Below are 26506 nucleotides of genomic sequence, written 5' to 3'. Positions count from 1 at the left end.
CATGGGAGAAGTACAAATAATAGGTACTGGAAGTTACGTACCTGAAAGAATATTAACTAATGATGAGATATCAAAAATTATAGATACAAATGATCAATGGATAAGAAGCAGAACAGGAATAGGTGAAAGAAGAATTACTACAGGAGAAAACACCTCTAAGATAGCAGCTAAAGCAGCTATTAATGCATTAAAAAATGCTTCTATAAATGCAGAAGATATAGATTTAATTATAGTAGCTACAACCACTCCAGATTGTTATACTCCGTCCACTGCATGTATCGTTCAAAGTTTAATAGGTGCGAGTAGAGCAGTATGTTTTGATATTTCAGCAGCTTGTTCTGGTTTTATATATGCTCTAAATATTGCATATCAATTTTTAAGAAATGGAGCTATGAAAAACGCTTTGATAATTGGAGGAGAGACACTATCAAAGATATTAGATTGGAATGATAGAGGTACTTGTGTGCTCTTTGGTGATGGGGCGGGAGCAGCCGTTCTGAGTATAGGTAATGAAGAAGGTGTGTTAGGAAACTATATGGCTTCAGATGGAAGAGGAAGTGATCTTTTAAAATGTGATGCTGCACCTGTAGATATAAATAATAATATTTTAAGAAAAGAAGTATTAGGAGATGAAGTATATAAAAATAGTAAATACTTATCCATGGAAGGAAAAGAAATATTTAAATTTGCGGTTAAAGTTATGGAAGAAACTATAGAGAAACTTCTAGAAGAAGCTAAGTTAGACTTAAGCAATATAGACTATATAATACCTCATCAAGCTAATTTAAGGATAATAGATCATACTATAAAGAAATTAGATATAGATAAAGAAAAGTTCTATATTAATTTACAAAGCTACGGTAATACTTCGGCAGCAAGTATACCTATAGCCTTAGATGAAATGAATAGAAAAGGACTTTTAAAAAAGGGCCAAAACATACTTATGGTTGGTTTTGGCGGAGGTCTTACCTGGGGTGGATCAATTATAAAGTGGTGTAAATAATATTTAATTTTAGGAGGAATAAATAAATGATATTTGAAAAAATAAGAAATATAATTTGTGATCAATTAAATGTTGAGGAAGAAAAGGTAACTTTAGAAACTTCCTTTGAGGACTTAGGAGTAGATTCTTTAGATTTATTTCAAATTGTAATAGAAATAGAAGAGGAGTTTAATATAGAAATAGAAGATGCAGAATCAATTAGAACTGTAAGCGATGCTGTAAACTTTGTACAAAAAAGAGCTGTTGAATAGGGGTGACAGTATGAATAAAAATATATTCTGCCAAATGGTAGGAATAAAATATCCCATAATTCAAGGTGCTATGGCATGGATTGCAGATAGTAGTTTAGTTTCAGCAGTTTCAAATGCAGGAGGATTAGGAATTATAGCAGCAGGTAATGCACCAGTAGAAATAGTTAGAGAGGAAATTAGAAAAACAAAAATATTAACAACTAAGCCTTTTGGTGTAAACATAATGTTATTAAGTCCATATGCGGAAGATATAGCTAAAATGGTGTGTGAAGAAGGTGTAAAGGTAGTTACCACTGGAGCAGGCAATCCAGGTAAGTATATAAGTATGTGGAAAGAGTATGGAATAAAAGTTATACCAGTAGTTCCTTCTGTTGCATTAGCGAAAAGAATGGAAAGGGCTGGTGCAGATGCAGTTGTTACAGAAGGATGTGAAGCAGGAGGACATATTGGAGAGCTAACTACAATGGCACTGCTTCCTCAAGTAGTAGATGAAGTGAAAATTCCTGTTATAGCTGCAGGAGGAATTGGTGATAAAAGAGGAGTAGCTGCAGCGTTTATGTTAGGAGCATCAGCAGTTCAAGTTGGAACTAGATTTTTAGTAGCTAAGGAATGTACAGTCCATCAAAATTACAAGAATAAAATTATTAGCGCTAAAGACATAGATACAGTAGTTACAGGAAGAAGTACAGGTCATCCAGTAAGGGTGCTTAGAAATAAATTGACAAGACAATTTCAACTATTAGAAAAAGAAAATATATCAATGGAAGAGTTAAATGAATTAGGAAAAGGTGCTTTAGTAAAGGCTGTTAAAGATGGAGATATAGAAAATGGCTCTTTAATGGCAGGTCAAATTGCTGGGCTTATAACTAAGGAAGAGAGTTGTGAAGAGATAATTAAAGAAATGTTTGATATAAAAGTTGTTCTAGAAGGCTTATCTAAGGATGGGAGATTAAATTATGGAGAATAAAAAAATAGCTTTTTTGTTCCCAGGACAAGGATCACAATATTTAGCAATGGGAAAAGAGCTATATGATAATTTTTCAGAGTGTAAGAATATATTTCATGAAGCAGATGAAGTATTAGGCCTTAGTATAAGTGAGATGTGCTTTACTGGACAGGAAGAAGAACTAGCAAGAACTGAAAATACACAACCGGCTATATTAACACATAGTATAGGGACTTTAAAAATATTTGAGAGGTATGGAATAACACCTACTGTAGTAGCTGGACTAAGTTTAGGAGAATATTCAGCTCTTGTATGTAGCAAAAGGCTAGATTTTTATCAGGCCGTTAATTTAGTTAGAAGAAGAGGAAAGTATATGGAAGAAGCAGTACCAAAGGGAAAAGGTGGTATGGCAGCTATTTTAGGATTAGATAAAGAAAATATAGATGAGATTTGTAAAAGAGCATCTTCATTAGGAATAGTAGAACCAGCTAACTTTAATTGTCCAGGTCAAATAGTAATAGCAGGAGAATTAAATGCATTAAATTATGCATGTGAAATTGCTAAAGAAAAAGGCGCGTTAAAGGCAGTAATTCTCAATGTAAGTGGTCCGTTTCATAGTTCTATGTTAGCTAAGGCATCAGATAAATTAGAAAAGGAATTAAAAGAAATAGAATTTAAAAAATCTTCAATTCCACTAATAACTAACGTTACAGGAGATTATCTTGAAGATAGCAATATAAAAAGTATATTAAAAAAACAAATTGTTAGCCCCGTAAAGTGGGAACATAGCATAGATAAAATGTTTCAGGATGGAATAGAAATTTTTATAGAAATAGGACCTGGAAAAGCATTAAGTAGCTTTGTAAAAAAGATAAATAGAAAAGCAGAAGCTTATAACATTGAAGATTTAAAATCCCTAGATAGAACATTGAAGGCATTAAATATTGAATAATTTTAAAATTGGAGTTGAGAATAATTATGCAAAATAGAGTTTTAGAAGGAAAAACTGCTGTTGTTACAGGTGGGACTAGGGGAATAGGAAAAGCAATTGCCCTTAAACTTGCTGATCTTGGCGCAAATATAGTTATAAACTATAGAAGTAGTGGAAAAGTAGTGGAAGAAGTTATAAAGGAGATAGAAGATAAAGGAGTAAGAGTAATTGCTGTTCAAGGGGATGTTAGTAATTTTAAAGAAGCTGAAAATATAGTAAAGTCCGCCATAGATGCCTTTAAGTCCTTAGATATTTTAGTTAATAATGCTGGTATTACTGCTGATGGTCTTATTATGAGAATGAAAGAAGAGGATTTTGATAAAGTAATCCAAGTAAATTTAAAAGGAGCATTTAACTGTATTAAACATACAACCCCATATATGATAAAGCAAAGGTATGGAAAAATAATAAACATATCTTCGGTGGTAGGTATCACAGGCAATGCAGGCCAGTCAAATTATGCAGCTGCTAAAGCTGGAATAATAGGATTAACAAAATCTGTTGCTAGAGAATTAGCAGCAAGGGGAGTAAATGTTAATGCAGTAGCTCCAGGGTTTATTCAAACTGATATGACAGAGGTATTATCAGATAAGGTTAAAGAAGCCTCATTAAATAACATTCCTCTTAAGAAATTTGGAAAGCCTGAGGATATAGGAGAAGTAGTAGCTTTTCTAGCATCAGATAAATCTTCTTATATTACAGGTCAGGTTATAAATGTAGACGGAGGAATGGTTATATAGGAAAAATCCAATTCTAATAGAAAGGTTGGTATTATAAGTGAAAAGAAAAGTGGTTATAACAGGCATGGGAGCAATAACCCCTATAGGTAATAATGTAGATATATTTTGGAACAATTTAAAAGATGGAGTTTGTGGCATAGATTTTATTAAAGCTTTTGATACAGAAAATTTTAAAGCTAAATTAGCAGCAGAGGTTAAAAATTTTAATCCTGAAGAGGCTATAGATAGAAGAGAAGCAAAGAGAATGGATAGATATTGCCAATTTGCTGTAGCAGCAGCGGTAGAGGCTGTTAAAGATGCAAATTTAGACTTAGACAATATAGATAAAGAAAAATTTGGAGTAGTTGTTGGATCAGGTATAGGTGGAATTGCAACCGTTGAAAAGCAGCAGGAAATATTATTAGAAAAAGGACCCAATAAAGTTCACCCGTTATTTATTCCAATGATAATAAGCAATATGGCAGCAGGGAATATTGCCATAAGATTTGGTGCAAAGGGAGTATGCACTACAGTTGTAACAGCCTGCGCCACAGGAACTAACTGTATAGGGGAAGCTTATAGAATGATACAAAGTGGTGTAGCTGATATTATCATCGCTGGTGGTACTGAAGCATCAATAACTCCCCTTTCTATGGCTGGATTTATTTCTCTTACAGCATTAAGTAAAAGCACAGATCCTAAAAGAGCATCTATTCCATTTGATAAAGAGAGAAATGGCTTTGTAATGGGTGAAGGAGCAGGCATTGTAATACTTGAATCCTTAGAACATGCTAAGAAGAGAGAAGCTAATATTTATGCGGAACTAGTAGGATATGGTTCAACCTGTGATGCTTATCATATAACTTCACCAGCTCCAGGAGGGGATGGTGCAGCTAGAGCGATGAAAATTGCCATAGAAGAAGCTGGAATACGTAATGAAGAGGTTTCATATATGAATGCTCATGGTACAGGAACCGAGTATAATGATAAATTTGAAACAGAAGCAATAAAATCTGTATTCGGAGACTATGCTAAAAAGTTACCAATAAGTTCAACTAAGTCAATGACAGGGCACCTTTTGGGAGCAGCTGGAGCAGTGGAAGCTATTGCATCCATAAAAGCAATGATTGATAATTTCATACCTCCCACAATAGGTTATAAAGTTGAGGACGAGGAATGTGATTTAGACTACGTTCCTAATAAAGGAAGAGAATGCAAATTAAACTATGTTATGTCTAGCTCATTAGGATTTGGTGGACATAATGGAGTTATTCTATTTAAAAAATGGAGTGAATAGATATGGATTTTAAAGGAATAGCTGAATTAATAAAAGTGGTAAGTAATTCTAAAGTTACTAATTTAGAAATTCAGGAAAATGGATTATCTATAAAAATTACAAAAGAATGTGAAAGAGTGTATGTTAAGGAATTTAAAGAGGAAAGCTTATCTACCATGGTAGAGGATATAAAGGTAAGAGATGTGGTAGAGGAAGTACAGAATAAAATAGAAGAAAAGGAAGATGATGAAGAAAATATTAAGATTATTTGTTCGCCAATAGTTGGTACCTTCTACTCATCACCATCTCCAGATAAAGAGCCTTTTGTTAAAGTAGGAAGCAAGGTAAAAAAGGGAGAGGTTTTATGCATTATTGAAGCCATGAAACTAATGAATGAAATCTATAGTGAAGTAGATGGAGAAGTAGTAGAAATAATGGTTGAAGAAGGAAGCATGGTAGAGTATGGAGGAGAACTATTTAAGATTAAATATTAGATTTAAAATGAAGGTGAGATAATGAATAAAGGTTTAAATATTAATGAAATAATGGAGATATTACCTCATAGATATCCTTTTTTATTAATTGATAAGATTGCTGATATTGAGCCAGGAAAAAAGGCTATAGGATACAAAAATGTTACCATGAATGAATATTTTTTTCAGGGGCATTTTCCACAGGAGCCTGTAATGCCAGGAGTCTTAATTATAGAAGCGTTAGCTCAAGTGGGGGCAGTAGCTGTTTTAAGTTTAGAAGAGTTTAAAGGAAAAACAGCTTACTTTGCAGGGATAAATAAAGCTAGATTTAGAAGGAAAGTAGTGCCAGGAGATACTTTAAAACTGGAAGTGGAATTAATTAAGTTAAAAGGAGTAGCAGGAATAGCTAGTGCGATAGCTACTGTGAATGGTGAAAAAGCAGCAGAAGCGGAAATAATGGTTATGATAGGGTGATGATATGTTCAATAAAATACTGATTGCCAATAGAGGAGAAATAGCTGTTAGAATAATTAGAGCTTGTAGGGAAATGGGAATAGAAACAGTTGCTGTATATTCAACAGCTGATAGAGAAGCATTACATGTTCAAATGGCTGATGAGGCAGTTTGTATAGGACCGCCTTCTCCTAAAGATAGCTATTTAAATATGAATAACATAATAAGTGCAACTGTGCTCAGTGGAGCACAAGCTATACATCCAGGTTTTGGATTTTTATCTGAAAACAGCAAGTTTGCAGATATGTGTAGAGAATGTAATATAACATTTATAGGTCCTGATTCAGAAGTTATAGAAAAAATGGGTAATAAATCAAAAGCTAGAGAAATGATGATAGAAGCAGGGGTTCCAGTTATTCCAGGGAGTAAAACTCCAATCTTAAGCGACGGAGATGCAATAAAAGATGCTAATAAAATAGGATATCCAGTTATGATTAAAGCTTCTGCTGGTGGTGGAGGCAGAGGAATTAGAATTGTTAGAGAAGAGAAAGAGTTGATAAAGTCACTTCAGACAGCTAGAGCAGAAGCTAAAGTAGCTTTTGGCGATGATACTATGTATATAGAAAAATATTTAGAAAACCCAAGGCATGTAGAGATACAGATTCTAGGAGATAATTATGGAAATATTATTTATCTAGGAGAAAGAGATTGTTCCATTCAAAGGAGAAATCAAAAGATATTGGAAGAGGCTCCTTGTCCTATAATGACGTTAGAATTAAGAAAGAGAATGGGAGAAGCAGCTATAAAAGGAGCAGAATATGTAGGCTATAAAAATGCAGGTACCATTGAATTTTTACTAGATAATAATAATCAATTCTATTTTATGGAAATGAATACAAGAATTCAAGTTGAACATCCAATAACAGAACTTATTACGGGAATAGATCTTATAAAAGAACAAATTAAGATTGCATCAGGAGAAAGATTAAACATAAGTCAAGAAGAAATAAAACTGCAAGGACATTCAATCGAATGTAGAATAAATGCAGAGGACCCAGAAAGAGATTTTATGCCTTCACCAGGTCAAGTTAGGATTCTATTCATGCCAGGAGGACCAGGAGTGAGGGTAGATACTCATTTATATGATGGGTATGTAATACCTCCAAATTATGATTCAATGATGGCTAAGCTAATAGTTTATGGAAAAGATAGAGAAGAAGCAATAAATAAAATGAGGAGAGCATTGACTGAATTTTTAATTGAAGGAGTAAAAACTAATATAGATTATCAATTTAATATAATAAATGATTTTAACTTTATTAAAGGTGACTACCATACAGGGTTTATTAACAGAAACCATAATAGGAGATGATATAGATGTTTCAAGGGCTTTTTAAGAAAACTAAATATATTACAGTAAGCTCTCACGATCTAGGAGATATAAAAAAGGAAGAGCTGGTAAAAGAAGAGCAAAAGCCTAATATTCCAAATGGTATGTGGGTAAAATGTAAAAAGTGTGGTCAAATTATCTATACTAGAGATTTAAAAGAAAATCATAGAGTTTGTGGTTTCTGTAGATGCCATTTTAGATTGCCAGCGTATCAGAGAATTAAAGATATAATAGACGATGGAACATGGCAAGAAATAAATAACAATGTATATACTTTAAATCCATTAAACTTTGAAGGGTATGAAGAGAAAATTTCTGAACTAAGAAAAAATACAGGATTAAGAGAAGCAGTAGTTACAGGTATTGGTAAGATAAATGGAGAAAAAACTTTGTTGTGTGTTATGGACAGTAGATTTTTAATGGGGAGTATGGGATCAGTAGTTGGTGAAAAAATTACAAGAACAATAGAAAAGGCAGTGGAAGAAAGTTTACCATTAATAATATTTACCGCCTCAGGTGGAGCAAGAATGCAAGAGGGTATGTATTCATTAATGCAGATGGCAAAGGTATCCTCAGCACTATCAAGGCTTAAAGAAAAAGGATTATTGTATATATCTGTACTAACAGACCCAACTACAGGTGGTGTTACTGCCAGCTTTGCTATGCTTGGAGATATTATATTATCAGAACCAGGAGCATTAATAGGATTTGCAGGTAAAAGGGTTATAGAACAAACTATAAAGGAAAAATTACCTGAAGAGTTTCAAACAGCTGAGTTTCTGTTGGAGCATGGATTTATAGACAAGATAGTAGAGAGAAAAAATTTAAAGGATACACTTTATTCTATCTTGAGAATACACAGTAAGAAAGAAAAAAGTAATGATTTATATATAAAAGAGAAAAAAACAAATGAAGGAGTAGAAATAGTTGATAAATTATCCCCTTGGCAAAAAGTTAATATGGTTAGAAATTCTTCTAGACCTACTTCTTTAGATTATATAGATAAAATATTTGACTACTTTGTTGAGCTACATGGAGATAGGTACTTTGGAGATGACCAGTGTATTATAGGAGGAATAGGTTTTTTACAAGAGGTTCCAGTCACTGTAATAGCACAGCAGAAGGGTAAAGATTTGAAAGACAATATAAAAAGAAATTTTGGTATGCCTAATCCTGAAGGATATAGAAAAGCTTTAAGGCTTATGAAGCAAGCAGAAAGATTTAACAGACCTATAGTTTGTTTTATAGATACACCTGGAGCTTATTGTGGAGTTGGAGCTGAAGAACGAGGTCAAGGTGAGGCTATAGCAAGAAATTTGATAGAAATGTCAAATATCAAAGTTCCAGTTATATCTATTGTAATTGGAGAAGGGGGTAGTGGTGGTGCACTTGCTCTTACTGTAGCAGATAAGATTTGGATGCTTCAAAATTCAATATACTCTATATTATCCCCAGAAGGCTTTGCAAGTATATTGTGGAAGGACGCTAAAAGAGCGGAAGAGGCTTCAGATATAATGAAGATAACATCAAAAGATTTATTAGATTTTAGGATAATAGATAAAATGATAGGTGAGCCAAAGGGAGATGCTAGTGAAAGCATAGAGATTATCATTAATACAATAAAAGAAGAATTAATAAAGTCATTTATTGAACTTAGGAAATTATCTTTAGAAGAATTATTAGATAATAGATACAAAAAATATAGAAATATAGGAGTCTATGGATTGGATTAAAAAAACGCCCCTTTTGTTGTAAGGGGCGTTTTAAATACTATTGAGCAGTGTCAGCTGGAGGTGTAAAAGTTCTTTGAGCCAGTTCTGCATCTAGCATGTAAATAGCTGCAGAATTCTCACCAATTCTTTTTAATTTTGCTATCATAGAACTAAATGTACTTTCTTCTTCAACTTGTTCGTCGATAAACCATTTTAAAAAGCTCATTGTTCCATGGTCTCTTTCTTCAGTAGCTAAATCAGCTAAATTATATATTCTCTGAGTTACCTTCTGTTCATGTTCGTAAGCTATTTTAAATACATCTAAGATAGAATCATAATCATTTTCTGGAGCTTCAATAGCACCAATATTAACTTTTCCACCTCTATCATTTATAAAATTAAAGAATTTCATTGAATGAAATCTTTCTTCTTGCACTTGAACTTTAAAGAAGTTAGCAAAACCTTCTAAGTCCATTGATGAGCAATATGCTTGCATAGCAAGGTATATGTTTTCGGAATACATTTCGTAGTTAATCTGTTCGTTTATAGCTTTATTTAATCTTTCGCTTAACATAAAGAATACCTCCTTAGTACTATTTAATATATTTTACCATAAATTACTTAATAATAAAAGTAATCCAATAGAGTTTATGGTAGTAGCTTAATTAAGTCTACTGTACCTCTTCCTTGGATTGCTTTAGGAATATCTAACAAATTGCAAGATACCTTAAACAAAGATGATATATCATTAAAAGTTAAATTTTGATTATTTTCAAACAGCAGTGAACAAATACCAGCAACATATGCAGCAGCACAGGAAGTACCTGTGTAAAATGTGTAAGGACTCTCCAAAGGTTGTGGATAAATTTTCATTCCATTTCTTTCTGAAAGAAAATTTACATTTGAATTTAAGCTACATATATTTACACAAGCAGCAGAAAGGTCAGGTTTTTCTATTTTGTTTGATGGACCAGCAGAGGAATTAGTGTAAGGCTTTATAGCTGATGAAGTAGTATCTAATCCTCCAACGGTAATACAATTCTCTAGAATTGCTATACCCCTCATGGAACATTCGTCATTACCATTATGTCCTGATGGAACTACAATAACTATATTTTTTTCAACAGCTAATTTAAATAATTTTGAAAAAAGAGAGAGTATAAAATTATCATTTTCGGTGATTTCAAAAGGCAAACATATAACCTTTATATTAAATTCATCACTTTCTTCTATAAGTTTATGAACAGAATATAGTATATCAGAAACATAACCTTTTCCTAAATTATTAAAGGTTTTTATGGAATATAGATAACTATTTTCAGCAACGCCTCTATATACTCCCTTTGAAAGATGACCGCTACCACATATGATTCCACTTATAGCAGTGCCATGACCATTGTCATCATAAGGATATTTATAGTTATTGATTAAATCTACAAATTTTATAATTTTATTATTTGGACTTAATAAGTCAGAATGAGGATATGTTCCGCTATCAATTATACCAACACATATACCTTTTCCTGTAAGACGATATTTTTCCCCCCATACTACACCATTTGCAGATAAAATACTTTCTCCACATAAAAAAGCATGAGAATCGAAGGTTATATATTTAATATATGGATACTCAAGCAATTTATCTATAACTTTTGGGGAAATGTTGGCAGATATGCAATTTAAAGAAGGTATTGTTCTTATTACTTTACCTCCTAAATTCTTAATTCTATGTTCTATTTTTTCATGTAGAGTTTTGCAATGTATAAGTACTCTTATGTTTTTATAAGAGTTGCTTTTTACAATCTTTTTTAGATCATCATTTAATCTATTTTTGAACCAAAACATAGCCCACCCCTAAAAATTATTCCATTATATATTATAATACTAATAAGCTATAAATGTTCCCACAATTATCCTTTCCATTTAAATATTATTATACCTATTACCATAACTATTACACCTATTATCTTAGTTATACCAAATTTTATTTGTTCTGATCCAAACAAACCAAATGCATCTATAAGTGCGGCAGCTGTTAACTGTGCTACTAAAATTGTAGAAATTGAATAGGTAGCACCGAGGTCTTTAATACCTCTCATTACTGTATAAATAATTATAACCCCGAGAACTCCGCCTAGTAGATATATTTTATTTGCGTGCATTACATTTTTGATATTTCCATTTCCAATAATAAATACAATTAGCAAAGTAATAATAAAACCAATGCCTTGAACTATTAAATTTGTTTCCCATAGGCCAATTTTTTCTCCTAACCTCGTATTAAAGATACCTTGGAAACTCATGCATACTCCTGCAACTATTGAAAAAATTATTCCTAACATAAAATAACCACCTCTCTAGATTATTTTATCCAGAGAGGTGGCTATTTATTATATTATTAATATCCACTTAATTGTCTTACATGATTTATATTATTTTTTTCCACATAGCCTTTTTCTATATCTTCTTCTGTAAAACCTAAGCTTAAACCAAGACATAGAAAATCCTCAAATAGAGTTTGATAATGATCTTTAGAAGGGCAAACCACAAAATCATTTATATCTATGTATAGATTTAAAAATTGATCTGTTAAATTATCTTTTAAATTTTCCTTATGAATATAAAAATTTCCCTCATTGTAGTTTTTATCTAATCCTAAAGTTAAAATAAAGTGCAAGCAATCAACATATTCTTCTAATATCTGCGCTTTTTCAGATGGCCCTTTATTGCACCAATATTTAAAACAGCGAGTTTCATTTGCTAACTCCGCAATCTCTACCTGTAGGGCTAAAATTTTATTAGAAAAGAGAGTTTTACCATTTAGAGTATGTTTAGTTTCTATATGATGGTCTAATTTCTCCTGCAAAACAAAAAGATTTTTAAAATTCATAGGATAAAATCCGCCTTTCCATATACTTTTTAATACAGTTATATTGTATCAAAGTTTTAGGAAATTGAAAGACCACGCAATCGGTTACATTCAAAAAAGTTAAAATAAATTTTAAAAAGTTCAAAAAAATTTAAAAAACACCTATAATTAGGTGTTTTTAGTTTATTTTAAAATTCTGCAGATCCAGTTGTTCTAGGGAAAGGAATAACGTCCCTTATATTTGATATTCCGGTCATGTACATAATTATTCTTTCAAAACCTAAGCCATAACCTGCATGTTTTGTAGTTCCATATTTTCTTAATTCCAAGTACCACCAGTAGTCTTCCTTCTTTAAGCCCATTTCTGCTATTCTTTTTTCAAGAATATCTAATCTTTCTTCTCTTTGGCTTCCACCTATTATTTCTCCAACTCCTGGTACTAATAAGTCAGCAGCAGCAACAGTTTTATTATCATCATTTAATCTCATATAGAAAGCTTTAATATCCTTAGGGTAGTCAGTTACAAATACTGGTTTTTTGAATATTTTTTCTGTAATATATCTTTCATGTTCAGTTTGTAAATCTATACCCCATTCTACAGGATATTGGAAAGTTTCTCCTGATTTCTTTAAAAGATCTACAGCTTCAGTGTAGGTTATTCTAGCAAATTCAGAATTTACTACATTGTTTAGTCTGTCAAATAAACCTTTATCTATAAAGCTATTGAAAAACTCCATTTCTTCAGGAGCATTTTCCATAACATAACTTATTATATATTTTACCATATCTTCTGCTACATCCATATAATCTATTAAATCAGCAAAAGCCATTTCAGGTTCTATCATCCAAAATTCAGCAGCATGTCTTGCAGTATTTGAATTTTCTGCTCTAAAAGTAGGGCCAAAAGTATAAACATTTTTGAAAGAAAGAGCATAAGCTTCAGCAGATAACTGACCACTTACTGTTAAATTTGTCTCTTTTCCAAAGAAGTCATGAGAAAAATCTATTTTACCTTCTTCATTTCTTGGAATGTCAGTTAAGTCTAGAGTTGTAAGCTTAAACATTTCTCCTGCACCTTCACAATCGCTACCAGTGATGATTGGGCTATGAACATAAACAAATCCTCTTTCTTGGAAGAATTTATGTATAGCATAGGCAGCTAAGGAACGGATTCTAAAGACAGCTGAGAAAGTATTACTTCTTGGCCTTAAGTGAGCTATACTTCTTAAAAATTCTAAACTATGTCTCTTCTTTTGAAGTGGATAATCAGAATCTGATAATCCTTCTATAATTATATTTGTTGCATGTATTTCAAAAGGTTGTTTAGCATTAGGAGCTTCAACTACTTTTCCTTCAACAATTATAGATGAACTTATAGATAATTTAGAAATTTCCTCGAAATTACTTAACTCATCATTAAATACCACCTGTATGTTTTTAAAAAAACTACCATCATTTAATTCTATAAATCCAAAAGCTTTTGACATTCTTTCAGTTCTTACCCAGCCACAAATTGACACTTCTTTACTTATAAACTCTTCAGTGTTTCTAAAAAGTTGCTTAACAGATACCTTTTCCATTATAAATCCTCCTATATTTATATTATATTAAAGTTAAATTATTATATAAAAATAAAAGCCCTTCATCCACAAAGGGACGAAAGACTTAATTTCGCGGTACCACCCATTTTGCCTAAAAGGCCTACTCTAAATCAGTACGTAAAAATACATACTTACCAAAAATAAGGCTTTGGATACCTCTAGGCCTACTTTCAAATTACATTGATTTCGGTTAGAAACTCAGAGATGTTCTTCAATAAAGGCTTCACATTGGTCTTTCACTATCACCAACTCGCTATGGTTACGTCCTATATTTACTCTTCTCTTCATAGTATTTAACTATATTTCTGTATCTAAATATTATAATATTTTATACTGTTTATGTCAAGGTGATATTTAGTCTAATTTTGTAAATAAATTCATTATTAATAAAGGGTAAAATTTATAAAAAACATATATGAAAATATCTTTATTTAATATATAATCATTATGCAAAATTGAAAAATTAATAAAGAGAATTTTAAAAAGAAAATTTTAATAGGAGGAAAAACCATGAATAAAACTTATGAATTAGGAGAATTCTTAATAACCACAGATTCAGAAAAGGTAAATGTAGACGTAGTAAATGAATTATTAGCTAAATCTTATTGGGCAGAAAAAAGGAATAAAGAAATAATTGAAAAATTTATAAAAAGTTCTCTTTGTTTTAGCTTGTATCACTTAGATAAGCAGATAGGATTTGCTAGGGTAGTTACAGATTATATAACTTTTGGTTATATAAGAGATGTATTTATTCATGAAGATTATAGAAGCAAAGGTCTTGGAAAATGGTTAATAGACTGTGTTGTTTCTCATCCTGACATTAAAGATATTGAAAGACTTATGTTAGCTACTAAAGATGCTCAAGGATTTTATAAATATCATGGTTTTTCTGAGCTAGGAAAGCCGGAAGCTTTTATGGAAAGGCTAAATATTATAAGTGCAATGTAATAATGGGTTAAGAGTTAAGAAGAGGTATTAACTCTTAACTCTTATTTTTTAAGCTTACAAATAGTTTTTTTCATGTTCTAAAAGCCATTCTTTTCTCCATAATTCTCCCCCGTAACCAATTAAATTACCATTAGAGCCAATCACTCTATGACAAGGTAGTATTATTGAAATTTTATTCTTATTATTTGCTCCACCAACAGCTCTAACAGCTTTGGGATTTCCAATATTTATAGCTATATCTTTATATGTACAAGTATCACCATAAGGTATTTTTGTAAGAGCTATCCATACGGATTTTTGAAACTCTGTTCCATTAAAGGCACAAGGGACAGAAAATGTCTTTCTTTTTCCTAGGAAATATTCATCTAATTCTTCTAAACATAATACTAATAAATCATTCTTTTTTTCTAATTCCAGTTTACTATCTACAAAGTTTAATTTTAAAATATTTTTTTCATCACAACCAATTTCAATTAAGCCTATAGGGGATTTATAGTATCCAATATACATTATATAAACACCTCCAAGTATTATAATATAAATATAACTTATTAGCTAAGAAATGTTAATACACTTGAGAAATCTATACCAAAATCCCAAGTGTATTATATAGTTAAATTATATTCTAATTATATTCTAAACTATTTTTTCATTACAAATATCTTTTTGCTGTCAATATGGTCGTATACATCCCTTAATGCTTCACCAAATCTTTGATAATGAACTATTTCTCTTGCCCACAAAAATTTTAGAACATCAATTATATCACGGTCATCTGTTAGATCAATTAGATGTTCATAAGTAGAACGAGCTTTCTGTTCCGCAGCCATATCTTCATGAAGATCTGTTACAGGGTCACCAAGTGCTTGGATATAGCTTGCAGTCCATGGTACTCCATTGGCATCAGTTGGGAATAATGCATGATCATGCTGAGCGTAATGCCCTCCAAGCCCTGCTTCTTTTAATTCTTCAGGAGTGGCATCTTTAGTTAATTGATAAATCATTGAACAAATTATTTCCACATGAGCTAATTCTTCAGTACCGATATCAGTCAATAATGCCTTAGATTTTCCAGTTGGCATTGTATACCTTTGATTTAAATACCTAATAGCTGCACTCAATTCACCATCTGGGCCCCCATATTGAGTAACAAGAAATTTAGCCATTTTTAAGTCTTTGGACTTTATTTTTACTTCATGTTGTAACTTTTTTTCATAAATCCACATATAATAATCCTCCTATCCATCTATTTCCCATGGCCAAGGATCTTCTACCCATCTCCAAGGACATTTACTTTGTGCGTACCCAAAATTAGTTAGCGGACCATATTCCATTTCAAATTTTCTCTTTAATTTCATCAGATTTGCTGTAACGCAATTATAATCCGCTAAAGCATGTTGGTTATTAGGATTATTATCTAAAAATAAATTTAACTCTACAGCTGCAAATTCTAGCTCACGGATTTTATTTAGCATTTGGCTACGATCAGAAGATTTTTTTTCACATTTATCCATTGCATATCCTCCTATTCAAGTGATTTAATAGGATAAGGAATATAAAGATTTGGGAATAAAGTTCCTTTCCTTAAAGCCTCGTCTAATGGGAATGTACCTGTGTATGGCTGAATGGGTACATATGCTCTTGCAAACTGAATATTTCCGGGAAGTGTATATTTATCGTCCATATGCTTGCAATCTTTCATTGGATTCATCCATTGATTATTGGAATATTGCATGTTTTTCACCTCATATTTTTGTTATAATAATATGGTATTCATTACTGGAAAAAAGGTGAATATAATTATCAAATTTGTAATATAAATACATATTGGACCTTTTATAATGCTTATAGAACTCTAATAAAAATGTTTAATTCGGAGGAACTTGAAATTGGATAATATATCTATATTACTGGCATTTTCATCAGGAGTATTGTCATTCTTATCTCCTTGTGTACTTCCATTGATTCCTATGTATTTGTCCTATTTAGCGGGAACCACACTTGAGGAAGTAAATAGTAAACAAAAAATAACTGTTATATATAAATCCATAGGATTTATTTTAGGATTTTCTATAGTGTTTATAATAATGGGACTTTCCATTACTACTCTTGGAAAATTATTTGAAGAAAATAGATTTATACTAAAAAAAATTGGAGGAATAATAATAATAGTTTTTGGTGTACATACTACAGGAATAATAAAAATAAAGTCATTATATAGGGAGAAAAGATTATTAAATTTTAATAAATCGGGGATTAGCTCTATTTTTTTAGGAATGGCTTTTGCAATAGGATGGACTCCATGTATAGGACCAGTTTTAGCATCTATATTAATATATGCAGGTAATCTAGAAACTTTAAGCAAAGGAGTATTTCTTTTAATTGCATATTCAGCAGGTTTAGGTATACCGTTTTTACTTTCAGCATTTTTAATTGAAGCTATTTCAAAGTATATAAAAAGAATATATAAATATTTTAATTTAATTTCAATAATAAGCGGTATATTATTAATTATACTTGGAATTTTAACCTTTATGGATAAGACATATTTATTAAATAACTTATTTAGTTAGGGGTGAGTATATGAAAAGAAAACAATTGATAATATCCATTTTAATACTTTTGATTGTAGTGTCTGTTGTTGTAGTTAATTATAATAGCAAAAAAAATCTCCAGACTAATGATATTAAAGTAGAAGATAAAGTAGCGGAAAAGGATAAACAGGAAGATAAACAAGAAGGTAAAGAACCAAAAAAAATTGAAGCTATAGACTTTAAACTTCAAGATTTAGAGGGGAAAGAAATAAGCTTAAGTGAATTTAAAGGAAAAAAGGTATTTTTAAATTTTTGGGCAAGCTGGTGTGGACCTTGTAAAGCAGAGATGCCACATATGCAAACTCTTTATGAAGAAACAAAGGATAAAGATATAGTAATTTTAGCGGTAAATGTTGGTGAAAGTAAAGATAAAGTTAAGAGTTTTATAGAAAAAAATAAATATACTTTTCCAATATTGTTAGACATGAATCAAGAAGTAGCCACTCAATATGGAATTGCTGCTTTCCCAACTTCATTTTTTATAGATGAAGAAGGATATGTTTATAATGGTATTCAAGGTCAAATGGACTTAGATATGATGAGAGAGCAATTAATGATAAAAAAATAAAAGAGTTTTAATGAGTTATAAATTAGAAAAAGCGAAGCAAATTTAAAGAGTGTGTAAATAAATTTGCTTCGCAATTTTTATCCGATGACTACCATTCGTAATACTCCCATCTTCTACAAGTGGGAGATAACGGATGCTACGTCCCTGGATAAGTTCTTCTAAGCTTCAGTTGGAGTAAGTATTCCTTTTAAGCAAACTCCATCTGAAGCTAAGAATCACTTGATTTAGAATGCAGGAATAGATGATCCTTTATAAACTTCATTTATTAACTTCTTAGTTTCCTCTGTTTGATATGTTTGGATTAGCTTTTTTAGCGCAGCATTGTTCTTATCTTTAGCGTTAACAGCTATTATATTAAAATAGTTTTTAGTAGAAGGATCTTTTGTATCTTCGATAAGAATAGAGTCTTTTACAGGAGAATAACCAGCATCTACTGCTACACCATTATTTATAAGAGCTATATCTACATCTTTTATAGAACGAGGAATTTGTGTAGCTACTAATTCAATAATATCCAAATTTTTAGGGTTTTCAATAATATCTTTAACTGTTGGAGCTATACCTACCCCGTCTTTTAATTTGATAAGACCAGCATTTTGAAGTAATATTAATGCTCTTCCACCATTTGATGCATCATTTGGTATAGCCACTTTACTATTGTTCTTTAGCTCATCAAGACTCTTTAATTTTTCTGAATATATTCCCATAGGTGCTAAAACAGTATAACCAATTGATACTAGATCTAAATTATGGTCAGACTTAAATTTATCGAAGAAAGCTATAGTTTGAAATGCATTAGCATCTATTTCACCATCAGAAAGAGCTAAATTTGGTCTATTATAGTCTGAGAAAGAGATAATTTGTAGATCAATATTTTCTTTTGCCAATCGTTCTTTAATATTTTTCCAAATTCCACGATCCTCTCCAGTAATACCTAATTTAATAACTGTCTTATCTTCACCTTTTGAAGAGGTGTTTTTTGAACAGCCTATTAGTGATGTGAAAATTAATAGTAGGGATAAAATGCACAATATAACTTTTTTAATTTTCATAATATATTCCTCCTAATGACTCAATTTTTTTGATATAAATTCTCCTAAACTCTGAATTGAGTTTACTATTAATAAAAGTAATAATATTGTTACTACCATTATGTCGGTTTTAAAATATTGATAGCCATATCTTATTGCGAAATCACCTAAACCTCCGCCCCCAACAGTTCCCGCAACTGCAGAAAAGCCGATTAAACTTATTATTGTTATAGTTAATGCATATACAATGCCAGGTAGACTTTCAGGCAAAAGTACCCTTAAAATTATCTCAAAAGGGCTTGACCCCATAGCTTTTGATGCTTCTATAACACCAGGATCTATCTTTAACAAAGCGGATTCTACTTGTCTACTAACAAAAGGGGTAGTACCGAAAACTAAAGGAACAATTGCACCTTTAGTTCCTATGGTAGTTCCTACAATGAATCTAGTAATAGGTATAATAGCCGTTAGTAAAATTACAAAGGGTATAGAGCGAAATGTATTTACTATTTTAGAAGATAAGCTGTGAATAAGCTTATTTTCTAGAATGTTTCCTTTATTAGTTACAACTAATATTACTCCCAAAGGAATACCTATGAAAGATGATATTATACCAGCTACACTTACCATATATACTGTTTCTCCTAGAGCTTTTACCATATCAGGAAACAGTTCTATTACATTGGGAATCAGATCTATTAGAGCTTTTATCATAATTTATCACCTCTACATTTACATTATTTTTGTTTAAATAATCTATAGATTCTAATATTTTTCTCTCATCACCGTTGAAGGCCACAATTAAATTTCCAACAGGAACACCTTGAATGTTCTCAATATTTCCATATAAAATATTTACATAAATGTTGAAATCAATGGATATTTTAGATATTAAGGCTTCACCAGAAGTTTCCCCTATATAAGAGATTTTTGCTATGATTTCATTATTTAAAGTATTATAAGATTCCAACACATTTTCATATTTGAATATACTAGCCACAAACTCTTTAGTTGTAGAGTTTTTAGGAGATGTAAATACATTCAGGGTGTTTCCAACCTCCACAACCTCACCTCCTTCCATTATTGCTACCTTATTACATATCTCTTTAACTACTTCCATTTGATGGGTTATAAGCATTATTGTAATATTTAGTTTCTTATTTATATCCCTTAGAAGACTTAATATGGATTTTGTATTTTGTGGATCTAAAGCAGAAGTAGCTTCATCACAAAGAAGAACTTCAGGATCATTAGCCAAGGCTCTTGCAATAGCAACTCTTTGTTTTTCACCTCCACTTAATTGAGAGGGGTAAGCTTTTAATTTGTCCTCAAGTCCAACTATTTTTAGTAGATTAATTACCTTCTCTTCTAATTGATTTTTATTTAGTCCGCTCCCTTTAAGAGGATATGAGATGTTTTTAAATACATTTCTATTGCTCATTAGATTAAAATGTTGAAATATCATTCCGATTTTCTTTCTACATCTTCGCAAGCTTTTTTCATCCATTGAAGTTAATTCCTGATTGTTTATTATAACTTTTCCGCCACTTGGCTTCTCCAGTAAATTTATACACCTTAACAGTGTGCTTTTTCCTGCTCCGCTATACCCTATAACTCCAAAAATATCACCTTTATCTATTTTTAAAGTTACATTTTTAAGGGCATCAACAGTATTATTATTACTGAAATAAGATTTTTTTACATTTTGTATTAATATCAAAGTACATACCTCCTTATTTTTATAAATAAAAAAATCCTCTTCTTTTTCTAAAAGAAGAGGATACCTATTGGCAATAAAAAAGGCCCCTAGAAAGGACACACAAATTGCACTAATCCTTCCTCATCTTTCAGAACTTAGTTCTGCTGGATTTAGCACCGTACATATTAATATGTTGGTTGCTGAAACGTCATAGGGCCAGTCCCTCAGTTTCTCTTGATAAGGTCAATTTCGTATTAAATTATTGATTTCAATTATATCAGTATTTTATTATATGTCAATAACTAAAATAAAAAAATTAATGTTGACATTTTCAAGAAAAGAGTTTAGTATTTTTATAAATGAATATTGAAATTCTTATCCAGAGAGGTGGAGGGATTGGCCCTGTGAAACCTCGGCAGCGGGTTCTTTAGCTAGAATACTGTGCCAAATCCAACAAGAGTTTTCTTGAAAGATAAGAACAAGTAAGGTATATTTGCCTCTTCTTATTTTTTAAGAAGAGGCTTTATTTTTTATAAGTTTTAAAAAGGGGGATATTTTAATGAGTTTAAAAGAATTAAGAAGTGTAATAGTAGAGGAGGTAGAAAAAAATAAAGAAAAGTATATTAATATCAGTCATAGTATTCACCAAAAACCTGAAGTAGGAAATGAAGAATTCTTCGCTTTAGAAGTCTTAACATCTAAACTAGAAGAAGAAGGATTCCATGTGGAAAAAAATATAGCAGGACACGCCACTGCTTTTATTGCTAGAAAGAAAAGTAGTTATAAAAATGGACCTGTTATAGGCTATCTAGCAGAATACGATGCGTTGCCAGGTTTAGGACACGCTTGTGGACATAATATTATTGGGGCAGCAAGCGTAGCAGCAGCTATATCTCTAGGTAAAGTTTTAGATAAAACAGGAGGTGAAGTTATAGTTTTTGGAACTCCAGCAGAAGAAGGAGGAGAAAATGGTAGTGCGAAAGGAAGCTTTGTACGAGAGAATATTTTTCATGGTACAGATGTTTGTATGATGATACATCCATCTAATGAAACTTCCTCAACCAGTACTTCATTAGCTGTAGATCCTTTAGATTTTGAGTTCATAGGCAAACCAGCTCATGCAGCGGCTTGTCCAGAAAAAGGCATAAATGCGTTAGATGCTATCATTCAGTTGTTTAATGGAATTAATGCATTAAGACAGCATGTTACTAGTGATGTGCGAATACATGGAATAATTACTCATGGAGGGGATATGCCTAATATAGTACCAGAATACGCTAAAGCCAGATTTTATATACGTGCAGCAACAAGAAAAAAATGTGACCAAGTAACAAATAGAGTAAAGGATATAGCCAGGGGAGCTTCTTTTGCTACCGGAGCAAAGTTAAATATAATTTCATTTCAAAATCCAGTAGATAACTTGGTAAGAAATAAAGCCTTAGATGATATATTTATTGATAATATAAGATATTTAGGAGAGGAAATAAGGACTGATATAGTAAAGGGGATAGGTTCTACAGATGCTGGGAACGTAAGTCATGTAATACCTACTATACATCCTTATATAAAAATTGGCGAAAGTACCTTAGTATCTCATACTAAAGAGTTTTGTGAAGCTGCTATATCTAGGGAAGGAGATAAAGGATTAATATTAGGAGCAAAGGCGTTGGCTCTAACAGGTTTAACTCTATTAATAGAGACAGATAAGTTAAATAAAATTAAAGAAGAATTTGATAATCAAAAATCATGTAAAATTTGATGAATTTAATCTTATTACTATAAAAATTCACTCCATAAAATTATGGAGTGAACCACCCATTTACTTCATTTAGTATTTTAAAGTTTGTAAAGTCATAATGAAGAGGAGTAATTGTTACATATCTATTTTTTAAATAATATACATCTGTACTCCCTTGTATATTATCGTTATGTCTACCAGAGAGAGCTAGTTTCATGGTACCATCTTCATTAGATTTTTCTTCATAAAAAAACTCGTATAGATTACCGCCCATAGGGCAAACCTTAATACCTTTTATTTCTTCTTCTTTTATGGCAGGAACATTTACATTCAATACTATGTCATTAGCTATAAGATTATTTTTTGATATTTCAATTACCTTGGAAGCGTATTTAGCAGCAGTGATAAAATGTTCTTCTTTTATTTTACTTAAGAAATTTACTTCGCAGGACATAGCAATAGAAGGTATCTTGCTGATAGCAGCTTCTACAGCTGCAGAAACAGTTCCTGAGTAGAGAATGTCCCTTCCTAAATTAGCCCCTATATTAGTACCTGATATAACCATGTCTACTGGTTTAGTTATTATTTTTTCTAATCCAACTCTAACGCAGTCAGCAGGAGTGCCATCAACGCTGTAAGCCTTAGAATTTATCCCAGATAGGGTAACTTCTTTTACTGAAAGCGGGTTATGGATAGTTATAGAATGACTTGCAGCACTTCTCTGGGTACTCGGAGCTACAATTATTATCTCATGTTCTTTTTGAAGCTCTTTTGCTAGAATATGCAGGGCTATTGAATCTATTCCATCATCGTTTGTTAATAGTAACCTCATGTTTATAATCCTCCTTAATATATCTCGAGTAACTTATGCTACAACGATTAATTTTATTTAATTAAACTATATATAATGTTATACTCTATGTATGATTTAATCAATAGTTGATAAAACTTATATACTAATTTTAAAGAAAGTGGGGATATATATGTATAAAAGCAAAGCAAGAGTAAAGGTTAGGTATGCGGAAACAGATAAAATGGGAATAGTTTACCATGCTAATTACTACACTTGGTTTGAAATTGGGAGAGGAGAGTATATACTTAAGGCTGGCATGACTTATAAAGATGTAGAAGATATGGGAATTATGATGCCTTTAGTAGAAACTTATTGTAAATACATAGAAGGAGCTAAATACGATGATGATATAATCATTGAGACATTTATCAAGGAATTAAGTCCAGTAAAGGTTATATTTAATTATAATGTAATAAGAGAAGAGGATAATAAGCTTTTAGCCAATGGCTATACTTCTCAAGTGTTTATAAATAATGATTTTAAAATTATAAATTTAAAAAGAAGCTATCCAGATGTTTGGGAGAAACTTTATTCGCTTTATATAGATAAATAATGAAAATTGAAAAATGAAGAGTAAAGGATGAAATTCCTCTGTAATTTTTATAAATATATTATTGAAAAATTCCAGAAGAATTTTCATCATAACTTTTTGCTCTTCACTAAATTTCAGAAGTTGCTTCTTTTAACCATAGTTTTTCATCTGTATTTAGATGAGGATATAATAGAGTATAAACCTTTTTATGATAATCATTTAGCCACTGCTTTTCTTCAGGGGTAAGTATGGTTACATCTACCCCTTGTAAATCTATAGGGCAATAAGTAATTGTTTCAAATCTCATAAATGTACCAAAATCAGTGACTTCATCCTGAATAATTAATAGTTCGTTTTCAGTTCTAATACCATGTTTACCTTCAATATATATACCTGGCTCATTAGTAATTATCATACCTTCTTCTAGTACCGCTTCATTATAGTTAATAGAAAATCTTTGTGGTGCTTCATGAACACTTAAGCAATATCCAACTCCGTGACCTGTTCCGCACTTATAATCAATACCTTCACTCCAAATAGGGAGCCTTGCTAGTACATCTAGATTTGTTCCAGTTACACCATGTAAAAACTTTGCCTTACTTAAGGCAATATGACCTTTTAATACAAGGGTGAAGTGATGTTTTTCTTCAGGAGTAATTTCTCCTAAAACTATAGTTCTTGTTATGTCAGTGGTTCCATCAAGGTATTGGCCTCCTGAATCAACTAGGAACAAACTCTTATTTTCAAGAGTATATTGGTTATCTTCTGTAGCTTTATAGTGCATCATAGCAGCATGATCTTTATAAGCAGCTATAGTGTCAAAACTTGGAGTTATAAAGTGAAGCTGTTCATTTCTAAAAGCTTCTAATTTATTAGAGGCAGAGATTTCTGTAATTGTTTCTTTGCCTATATTGCTTTTTAACCAATATAAGAACTTAACCATTGCAACTCCATCTTTTATATGACAATTTTTAATGTGTTCTATTTCAATGGTATTTTTTATAGCTTTAATATTTTGTACTAAGTTTTGTCCTTTAATAATTTTACAATGACATGGTATAGAGTTATATAAATTAAAACTTGTTTTAGCGGCATCTACTAAAATAGAATTATTAGATGGAATCTTTGTAATAGAATTGTATATTGAATTATAATCCTCTATTTTCACATGAAAATAAGTTAACTCCTCTACCACATCTGTAGTTAATTTTTCTTTGTCAATAAATAAGTAGATTTCATCCTTTGAAATTAATGAATAGCTTATGGCTACAGGATTATTTTTCACATCATTTCCTCTTATATTAAATAGCCAAGCAATATCGTCCAAAGTAGTTAAGAGGTAGTAGTCTGCTTTTAGGTTAGACATTTCTCTTCTTACTAAAGATAGTTTCTCATTTATATCTTTTCCAGCAAATTTTTTAGGATGAACGAATATCTTATCTAAAGGAAGGCTTGGTCTATTAGTCCATATTAAATCTACAATATCATAGCTACCCTCTAAATTTATGGTATGATTATTTAAGGTGTTTTTTAAATCTTTTATATCTGATATAGGCATTACTTTACCGTCAAAACCTATTTTGCAATTAGCAGTTAAGTTATCTTTTAACCATTCTTTATAACTAGGTACACCTGGTTCTCTCATCTTAAATAGTTTAATCTCAGAGCCTTTTAATTCATTTTCAGCTTGTATAAAATATCTACCATCAGTCCATAATCCACTTTCTTTTAAAGTGATTACTAAGGTACCGGCAGAACCTGTAAAACCCGATAGCCAGGTTCTAGATTTCCAATGGTCGTGTACATATTCGCTTTGATGAGCATCATAACTAGGAACTATATAAGCATCTAGTCCCGATATTATCATATGCTCCCTTAGTTTTTTAAGTTTGTCATTAATATTCATAATTATTTTCCACCTCCGTAGCTTTTAAAAATTCCCACTTTGTCTCTGCTGTTATAATAGCTAGAAAAATCACTGCACATCCTATAAACATTTTATATGTGAAAGATTCCCCCAATAAAAAGCAAGATAATAAACTTCCAAATACAGACTCAAGACATAAAATAATTGCTGCATGGGTTGGAGTAGTAAATTTTTGAGATACATTTTGTATCAAAAAAGCTAATAATGTGCTAAATAACCCTAAATACAGAATTGGAAAAAGACCTTCTTTAGAAAAAGATGAGGGTAGTTCATTAAACATAAAAACACTTATAATTGATAGTATAGAAGCAACTAGAAATTGAATAAAAGTAAGTATTATAGGATCATGATTTTCAGCAAAATATCCTACTGCAACTATGTGACAAGCAAAAAATAAAGCGCACATCAAAGTAAGTCCATCCCCAAGGTTTATGCGCAAACTGCCTTCAAATGTTAAAAATCCTATGCCAATAAGACATAAAAAAGTAGCTGTAAGATTGTAAATATCAGGTTTTTGTTTTTTAACTATCCAATATACAAAAGGTACCATAACAACATTAGTGCCTGTTAAAAAGGATTGTTTTGCAGCAGTAGTATATTGAAGACCTACTGTTTGAGTAGCAAAACCAAAAAAAAGAAAAAATCCGATTATAGATCCAGCTAAAAGATCTTTTTTATTGATACTTTTTATTTTCTTTGCAAATATTATTCCTATAAATAAACAGGCAATAGAAAATCTAGAAGCTATTATAAAATAAGGAGAGTAGGCATCTAATGCATTTTTAGTGGCTACAAAACCACTACCCCATATTATAGCTACAAATAATAGAGATAGGTCAGCTAGTAAAGCTTTATTTTTAAATTTATATTTTATTTGAATCACCATCCTTTGATAAACAATGAGCTGTAAATATTGTTACTATATTATTAAT

General features: G+C 31.2%; 30 protein-coding genes, 2 riboswitches and 1 other annotated feature. Of the genes, 15 read left to right on the top strand and 15 right to left on the bottom strand.

Translation table 11 applies throughout. From position 1 onward, the window contains the following. Nucleotide 1 precedes the first annotated feature (1 nt). The 10 genes from KQI86_RS18775 to KQI86_RS18730 are packed head-to-tail and all read left to right on the top strand — an operon-like array spanning nt 2 to nt 9235. A complete protein-coding gene (locus tag KQI86_RS18775; protein ID WP_216440960.1) occupies nt 2-1003 on the top strand; it encodes a beta-ketoacyl-ACP synthase III in 1002 nt (333 codons plus the stop codon). A gap of 26 nt (nt 1004-1029) precedes the next feature. Then, nucleotides 1030-1254, top strand: coding sequence for an acyl carrier protein (acpP, locus tag KQI86_RS18770; protein WP_216440959.1), 225 nt, complete (start codon nt 1030-1032; stop codon nt 1252-1254). 10 nt (nt 1255-1264) lie between these two features. Next, entirely contained in the window at nt 1265-2221 is a 957-nt protein-coding gene (gene fabK / locus KQI86_RS18765) for an enoyl-[acyl-carrier-protein] reductase FabK (RefSeq protein ID WP_216440958.1), read from the top strand. After that, entirely contained in the window at nt 2211-3152 is a 942-nt protein-coding gene (fabD, locus tag KQI86_RS18760; protein ID WP_216440957.1) for an ACP S-malonyltransferase, read from the top strand. Before fabK ends, fabD begins: the two co-directional genes overlap by 11 nt. Before the next feature lie 26 nt (nt 3153-3178). Further along, nucleotides 3179-3931 (top strand): 3-oxoacyl-[acyl-carrier-protein] reductase, encoded by a 753-nt coding sequence (gene fabG / locus KQI86_RS18755; RefSeq protein WP_216440956.1) that lies wholly within the window; start codon nt 3179-3181, stop codon nt 3929-3931. 37 nt (nt 3932-3968) lie between these two features. Further along, nucleotides 3969-5207, top strand: a complete 1239-nt coding sequence (gene fabF / locus KQI86_RS18750) for a beta-ketoacyl-ACP synthase II (RefSeq protein WP_216440955.1) — start codon at nt 3969-3971, stop codon at nt 5205-5207. A gap of 2 nt (nt 5208-5209) precedes the next feature. Next, entirely contained in the window at nt 5210-5680 is a 471-nt protein-coding gene (gene accB / locus KQI86_RS18745) for an acetyl-CoA carboxylase biotin carboxyl carrier protein (protein ID WP_216440954.1), read from the top strand. Nucleotides 5681-5701: 21 nt separating this feature from the next. Beyond that, on the top strand, nt 5702-6133 hold the full coding sequence (fabZ, locus tag KQI86_RS18740; protein WP_216440953.1) for a 3-hydroxyacyl-ACP dehydratase FabZ: 432 nt from the start codon (nt 5702-5704) through the stop codon (nt 6131-6133). A 4-nt stretch (nt 6134-6137) separates the two neighbouring features. Then, entirely contained in the window at nt 6138-7484 is a 1347-nt protein-coding gene (locus KQI86_RS18735) for an acetyl-CoA carboxylase biotin carboxylase subunit (RefSeq protein WP_216440952.1), read from the top strand. A gap of 5 nt (nt 7485-7489) precedes the next feature. After that, entirely contained in the window at nt 7490-9235 is a 1746-nt protein-coding gene (locus tag KQI86_RS18730) for an acetyl-CoA carboxylase carboxyltransferase subunit alpha (RefSeq protein ID WP_216440951.1), read from the top strand. Nucleotides 9236-9272: 37 nt separating this feature from the next. On the opposite strand, the gene KQI86_RS18725 is transcribed toward KQI86_RS18730, so the two are convergent. The 5 genes from KQI86_RS18725 to asnS all read right to left on the bottom strand — a co-directional run bounded on the left by KQI86_RS18725 (nt 9273) and on the right by asnS (nt 13663). Beyond that, nucleotides 9273-9788 carry a ferritin gene (locus tag KQI86_RS18725; RefSeq protein ID WP_216440950.1) on the bottom strand — a complete coding sequence of 172 codons (516 nt, stop codon included), beginning with the start codon at nt 9786-9788 and terminating at the stop codon, nt 9273-9275. A 74-nt stretch (nt 9789-9862) separates the two neighbouring features. Continuing rightward, nucleotides 9863-11059, bottom strand: coding sequence for a S8 family serine peptidase (locus KQI86_RS18720; RefSeq protein ID WP_216440949.1), 1197 nt, complete (start codon nt 11057-11059; stop codon nt 9863-9865). 65 nt (nt 11060-11124) lie between these two features. Beyond that, nucleotides 11125-11556 carry a DMT family transporter gene (locus tag KQI86_RS18715; protein WP_216440948.1) on the bottom strand — a complete coding sequence of 144 codons (432 nt, stop codon included), beginning with the start codon at nt 11554-11556 and terminating at the stop codon, nt 11125-11127. A 56-nt stretch (nt 11557-11612) separates the two neighbouring features. Continuing rightward, a complete protein-coding gene (locus KQI86_RS18710; protein ID WP_216440947.1) occupies nt 11613-12104 on the bottom strand; it encodes a dUTP diphosphatase in 492 nt (163 codons plus the stop codon). Between the two features lie 167 nt (nt 12105-12271). After that, a complete protein-coding gene (gene asnS / locus KQI86_RS18705) occupies nt 12272-13663 on the bottom strand; it encodes an asparagine--tRNA ligase (RefSeq protein ID WP_216440946.1) in 1392 nt (463 codons plus the stop codon). A 69-nt stretch (nt 13664-13732) separates the two neighbouring features. Next, nucleotides 13733-13981 (bottom strand) — a binding site (T-box leader). Between the two features lie 213 nt (nt 13982-14194). On the opposite strand from asnS, the gene KQI86_RS18700 reads away from it, so the two are divergent. Further along, complete coding sequence (locus KQI86_RS18700; protein ID WP_216440945.1) at nt 14195-14632, top strand: GNAT family N-acetyltransferase; 438 nt, start codon at nt 14195-14197, stop codon at nt 14630-14632. A gap of 54 nt (nt 14633-14686) precedes the next feature. On the opposite strand, the gene KQI86_RS18695 is transcribed toward KQI86_RS18700, so the two are convergent. The 4 genes from KQI86_RS18695 to KQI86_RS18680 all read right to left on the bottom strand — a co-directional run bounded on the left by KQI86_RS18695 (nt 14687) and on the right by KQI86_RS18680 (nt 16367). Continuing rightward, complete coding sequence (locus KQI86_RS18695; RefSeq protein ID WP_216440944.1) at nt 14687-15142, bottom strand: methylated-DNA--[protein]-cysteine S-methyltransferase; 456 nt, start codon at nt 15140-15142, stop codon at nt 14687-14689. A 131-nt stretch (nt 15143-15273) separates the two neighbouring features. Continuing rightward, on the bottom strand, nt 15274-15858 hold the full coding sequence (locus KQI86_RS18690) for a manganese catalase family protein (protein WP_216440943.1): 585 nt from the start codon (nt 15856-15858) through the stop codon (nt 15274-15276). 12 nt (nt 15859-15870) lie between these two features. Then, complete coding sequence (locus KQI86_RS18685; protein WP_216440942.1) at nt 15871-16146, bottom strand: spore coat protein CotJB; 276 nt, start codon at nt 16144-16146, stop codon at nt 15871-15873. 11 nt (nt 16147-16157) lie between these two features. Beyond that, nucleotides 16158-16367, bottom strand: coding sequence for a spore coat associated protein CotJA (locus tag KQI86_RS18680; RefSeq protein ID WP_246582899.1), 210 nt, complete (start codon nt 16365-16367; stop codon nt 16158-16160). A 154-nt stretch (nt 16368-16521) separates the two neighbouring features. On the opposite strand from KQI86_RS18680, the gene KQI86_RS18675 reads away from it, so the two are divergent. Together KQI86_RS18675 and KQI86_RS18670 are read left to right on the top strand one after the other, a co-directional pair. Beyond that, entirely contained in the window at nt 16522-17205 is a 684-nt protein-coding gene (locus tag KQI86_RS18675) for a cytochrome c biogenesis CcdA family protein (protein ID WP_216440941.1), read from the top strand. A 10-nt stretch (nt 17206-17215) separates the two neighbouring features. Then, nucleotides 17216-17794, top strand: coding sequence for a redoxin domain-containing protein (locus KQI86_RS18670; protein ID WP_216440940.1), 579 nt, complete (start codon nt 17216-17218; stop codon nt 17792-17794). 224 nt (nt 17795-18018) lie between these two features. On the opposite strand, the gene KQI86_RS18665 is transcribed toward KQI86_RS18670, so the two are convergent. Genes KQI86_RS18665 through KQI86_RS18655 form a run of 3 tightly spaced genes read right to left on the bottom strand, consistent with a single transcriptional unit; the run spans nt 18019 to nt 20545 of the window. Continuing rightward, nucleotides 18019-18846, bottom strand: coding sequence for a MetQ/NlpA family ABC transporter substrate-binding protein (locus KQI86_RS18665; RefSeq protein WP_216440939.1), 828 nt, complete (start codon nt 18844-18846; stop codon nt 18019-18021). Nucleotides 18847-18858: 12 nt separating this feature from the next. After that, entirely contained in the window at nt 18859-19539 is a 681-nt protein-coding gene (locus KQI86_RS18660) for a methionine ABC transporter permease (RefSeq protein ID WP_216440938.1), read from the bottom strand. Then, nucleotides 19487-20545 carry a methionine ABC transporter ATP-binding protein gene (locus KQI86_RS18655; RefSeq protein WP_216440937.1) on the bottom strand — a complete coding sequence of 353 codons (1059 nt, stop codon included), beginning with the start codon at nt 20543-20545 and terminating at the stop codon, nt 19487-19489. The genes KQI86_RS18660 and KQI86_RS18655 overlap by 53 nt, the downstream gene beginning before the upstream one ends. A gap of 117 nt (nt 20546-20662) precedes the next feature. Continuing rightward, nucleotides 20663-20768, bottom strand: a riboswitch (SAM riboswitch). Between the two features lie 128 nt (nt 20769-20896). Further along, a riboswitch (SAM riboswitch) is annotated at nt 20897-21003 on the top strand. Between the two features lie 80 nt (nt 21004-21083). Here KQI86_RS18655 and KQI86_RS18650 point away from each other — a divergent pair. After that, nucleotides 21084-22283: a M20 family metallopeptidase gene (locus KQI86_RS18650; RefSeq protein ID WP_216440936.1), complete on the top strand. Its 1200-nt coding sequence runs from the start codon at nt 21084-21086 to the stop codon at nt 22281-22283. A 40-nt stretch (nt 22284-22323) separates the two neighbouring features. Here the strand turns inward: KQI86_RS18650 and surE are convergent, their stop codons facing one another. Continuing rightward, nucleotides 22324-23094, bottom strand: a complete 771-nt coding sequence (gene surE / locus KQI86_RS18645; RefSeq protein WP_216440935.1) for a 5'/3'-nucleotidase SurE — start codon at nt 23092-23094, stop codon at nt 22324-22326. A gap of 151 nt (nt 23095-23245) precedes the next feature. Here surE and KQI86_RS18640 point away from each other — a divergent pair, with 151 nt between their 5' ends. Next, complete coding sequence (locus tag KQI86_RS18640) at nt 23246-23668, top strand: acyl-CoA thioesterase (protein ID WP_216440934.1); 423 nt, start codon at nt 23246-23248, stop codon at nt 23666-23668. Between the two features lie 106 nt (nt 23669-23774). Here the strand turns inward: KQI86_RS18640 and KQI86_RS18635 are convergent, their stop codons facing one another. Both KQI86_RS18635 and KQI86_RS18630 read right to left on the bottom strand, forming a co-directional pair. Continuing rightward, nucleotides 23775-25553: an aminopeptidase P family protein gene (locus KQI86_RS18635; protein ID WP_216440933.1), complete on the bottom strand. Its 1779-nt coding sequence runs from the start codon at nt 25551-25553 to the stop codon at nt 23775-23777. After that, nucleotides 25543-26460, bottom strand: a complete 918-nt coding sequence (locus tag KQI86_RS18630; protein ID WP_216440932.1) for a DMT family transporter — start codon at nt 26458-26460, stop codon at nt 25543-25545. Before KQI86_RS18630 ends, KQI86_RS18635 begins: the two co-directional genes overlap by 11 nt. Nucleotides 26461-26506 lie beyond the last annotated feature (46 nt).

It is taken from the genome of Clostridium mobile, assembly GCF_018918285.1.
GTDB classification, from domain to species: Bacteria; Bacillota; Clostridia; order Clostridiales; family Clostridiaceae; genus Clostridium_AW; species Clostridium_AW mobile.
The sequence above is the reverse complement of the archived record's forward strand: the minus strand, read 5'-3'. Positions and strand labels throughout refer to the sequence as shown.

What these genes read in the sequence shown, in the direction of transcription:
- KQI86_RS18665 (WP_216440939.1), bottom strand. Translation starts at nt 18,846, where the DNA reads ATGAAAATTAAAAAAGTTATATTGTGCATTTTATCCCTACTATTAATT.
- surE (WP_216440935.1), bottom strand. Translation starts at nt 23,094, where the DNA reads ATGAGGTTACTATTAACAAACGATGATGGAATAGATTCAATAGCCCTG.
- KQI86_RS18700 (WP_216440945.1), top strand. Translation starts at nt 14,195, where the DNA reads ATGAATAAAACTTATGAATTAGGAGAATTCTTAATAACCACAGATTCA.
- fabG (WP_216440956.1), top strand. Translation starts at nt 3,179, where the DNA reads ATGCAAAATAGAGTTTTAGAAGGAAAAACTGCTGTTGTTACAGGTGGG.
- KQI86_RS18680 (WP_246582899.1), bottom strand. Translation starts at nt 16,367, where the DNA reads ATGCAATATTCCAATAATCAATGGATGAATCCAATGAAAGATTGCAAG.
- KQI86_RS18690 (WP_216440943.1), bottom strand. Translation starts at nt 15,858, where the DNA reads ATGTGGATTTATGAAAAAAAGTTACAACATGAAGTAAAAATAAAGTCC.
- KQI86_RS18635 (WP_216440933.1), bottom strand. Translation starts at nt 25,553, where the DNA reads ATGAATATTAATGACAAACTTAAAAAACTAAGGGAGCATATGATAATA.
- asnS (WP_216440946.1), bottom strand. Translation starts at nt 13,663, where the DNA reads ATGGAAAAGGTATCTGTTAAGCAACTTTTTAGAAACACTGAAGAGTTT.
- KQI86_RS18670 (WP_216440940.1), top strand. Translation starts at nt 17,216, where the DNA reads ATGAAAAGAAAACAATTGATAATATCCATTTTAATACTTTTGATTGTA.
- KQI86_RS18630 (WP_216440932.1), bottom strand. Translation starts at nt 26,460, where the DNA reads ATGGTGATTCAAATAAAATATAAATTTAAAAATAAAGCTTTACTAGCT.
- fabZ (WP_216440953.1), top strand. Translation starts at nt 5,702, where the DNA reads ATGAATAAAGGTTTAAATATTAATGAAATAATGGAGATATTACCTCAT.
- KQI86_RS18725 (WP_216440950.1), bottom strand. Translation starts at nt 9,788, where the DNA reads ATGTTAAGCGAAAGATTAAATAAAGCTATAAACGAACAGATTAACTAC.
- acpP (WP_216440959.1), top strand. Translation starts at nt 1,030, where the DNA reads ATGATATTTGAAAAAATAAGAAATATAATTTGTGATCAATTAAATGTT.
- fabK (WP_216440958.1), top strand. Translation starts at nt 1,265, where the DNA reads ATGAATAAAAATATATTCTGCCAAATGGTAGGAATAAAATATCCCATA.
- KQI86_RS18685 (WP_216440942.1), bottom strand. Translation starts at nt 16,146, where the DNA reads ATGGATAAATGTGAAAAAAAATCTTCTGATCGTAGCCAAATGCTAAAT.
- KQI86_RS18640 (WP_216440934.1), top strand. Translation starts at nt 23,246, where the DNA reads ATGTATAAAAGCAAAGCAAGAGTAAAGGTTAGGTATGCGGAAACAGAT.
- accB (WP_216440954.1), top strand. Translation starts at nt 5,210, where the DNA reads ATGGATTTTAAAGGAATAGCTGAATTAATAAAAGTGGTAAGTAATTCT.
- KQI86_RS18775 (WP_216440960.1), top strand. Translation starts at nt 2, where the DNA reads ATGGGAGAAGTACAAATAATAGGTACTGGAAGTTACGTACCTGAAAGA.
- fabD (WP_216440957.1), top strand. Translation starts at nt 2,211, where the DNA reads ATGGAGAATAAAAAAATAGCTTTTTTGTTCCCAGGACAAGGATCACAA.
- KQI86_RS18710 (WP_216440947.1), bottom strand. Translation starts at nt 12,104, where the DNA reads ATGAATTTTAAAAATCTTTTTGTTTTGCAGGAGAAATTAGACCATCAT.
- KQI86_RS18660 (WP_216440938.1), bottom strand. Translation starts at nt 19,539, where the DNA reads ATGATAAAAGCTCTAATAGATCTGATTCCCAATGTAATAGAACTGTTT.
- KQI86_RS18735 (WP_216440952.1), top strand. Translation starts at nt 6,138, where the DNA reads ATGTTCAATAAAATACTGATTGCCAATAGAGGAGAAATAGCTGTTAGA.
- KQI86_RS18720 (WP_216440949.1), bottom strand. Translation starts at nt 11,059, where the DNA reads ATGTTTTGGTTCAAAAATAGATTAAATGATGATCTAAAAAAGATTGTA.
- KQI86_RS18730 (WP_216440951.1), top strand. Translation starts at nt 7,490, where the DNA reads ATGTTTCAAGGGCTTTTTAAGAAAACTAAATATATTACAGTAAGCTCT.
- KQI86_RS18715 (WP_216440948.1), bottom strand. Translation starts at nt 11,556, where the DNA reads ATGTTAGGAATAATTTTTTCAATAGTTGCAGGAGTATGCATGAGTTTC.
- KQI86_RS18650 (WP_216440936.1), top strand. Translation starts at nt 21,084, where the DNA reads ATGAGTTTAAAAGAATTAAGAAGTGTAATAGTAGAGGAGGTAGAAAAA.
- KQI86_RS18695 (WP_216440944.1), bottom strand. Translation starts at nt 15,142, where the DNA reads ATGTATATTGGATACTATAAATCCCCTATAGGCTTAATTGAAATTGGT.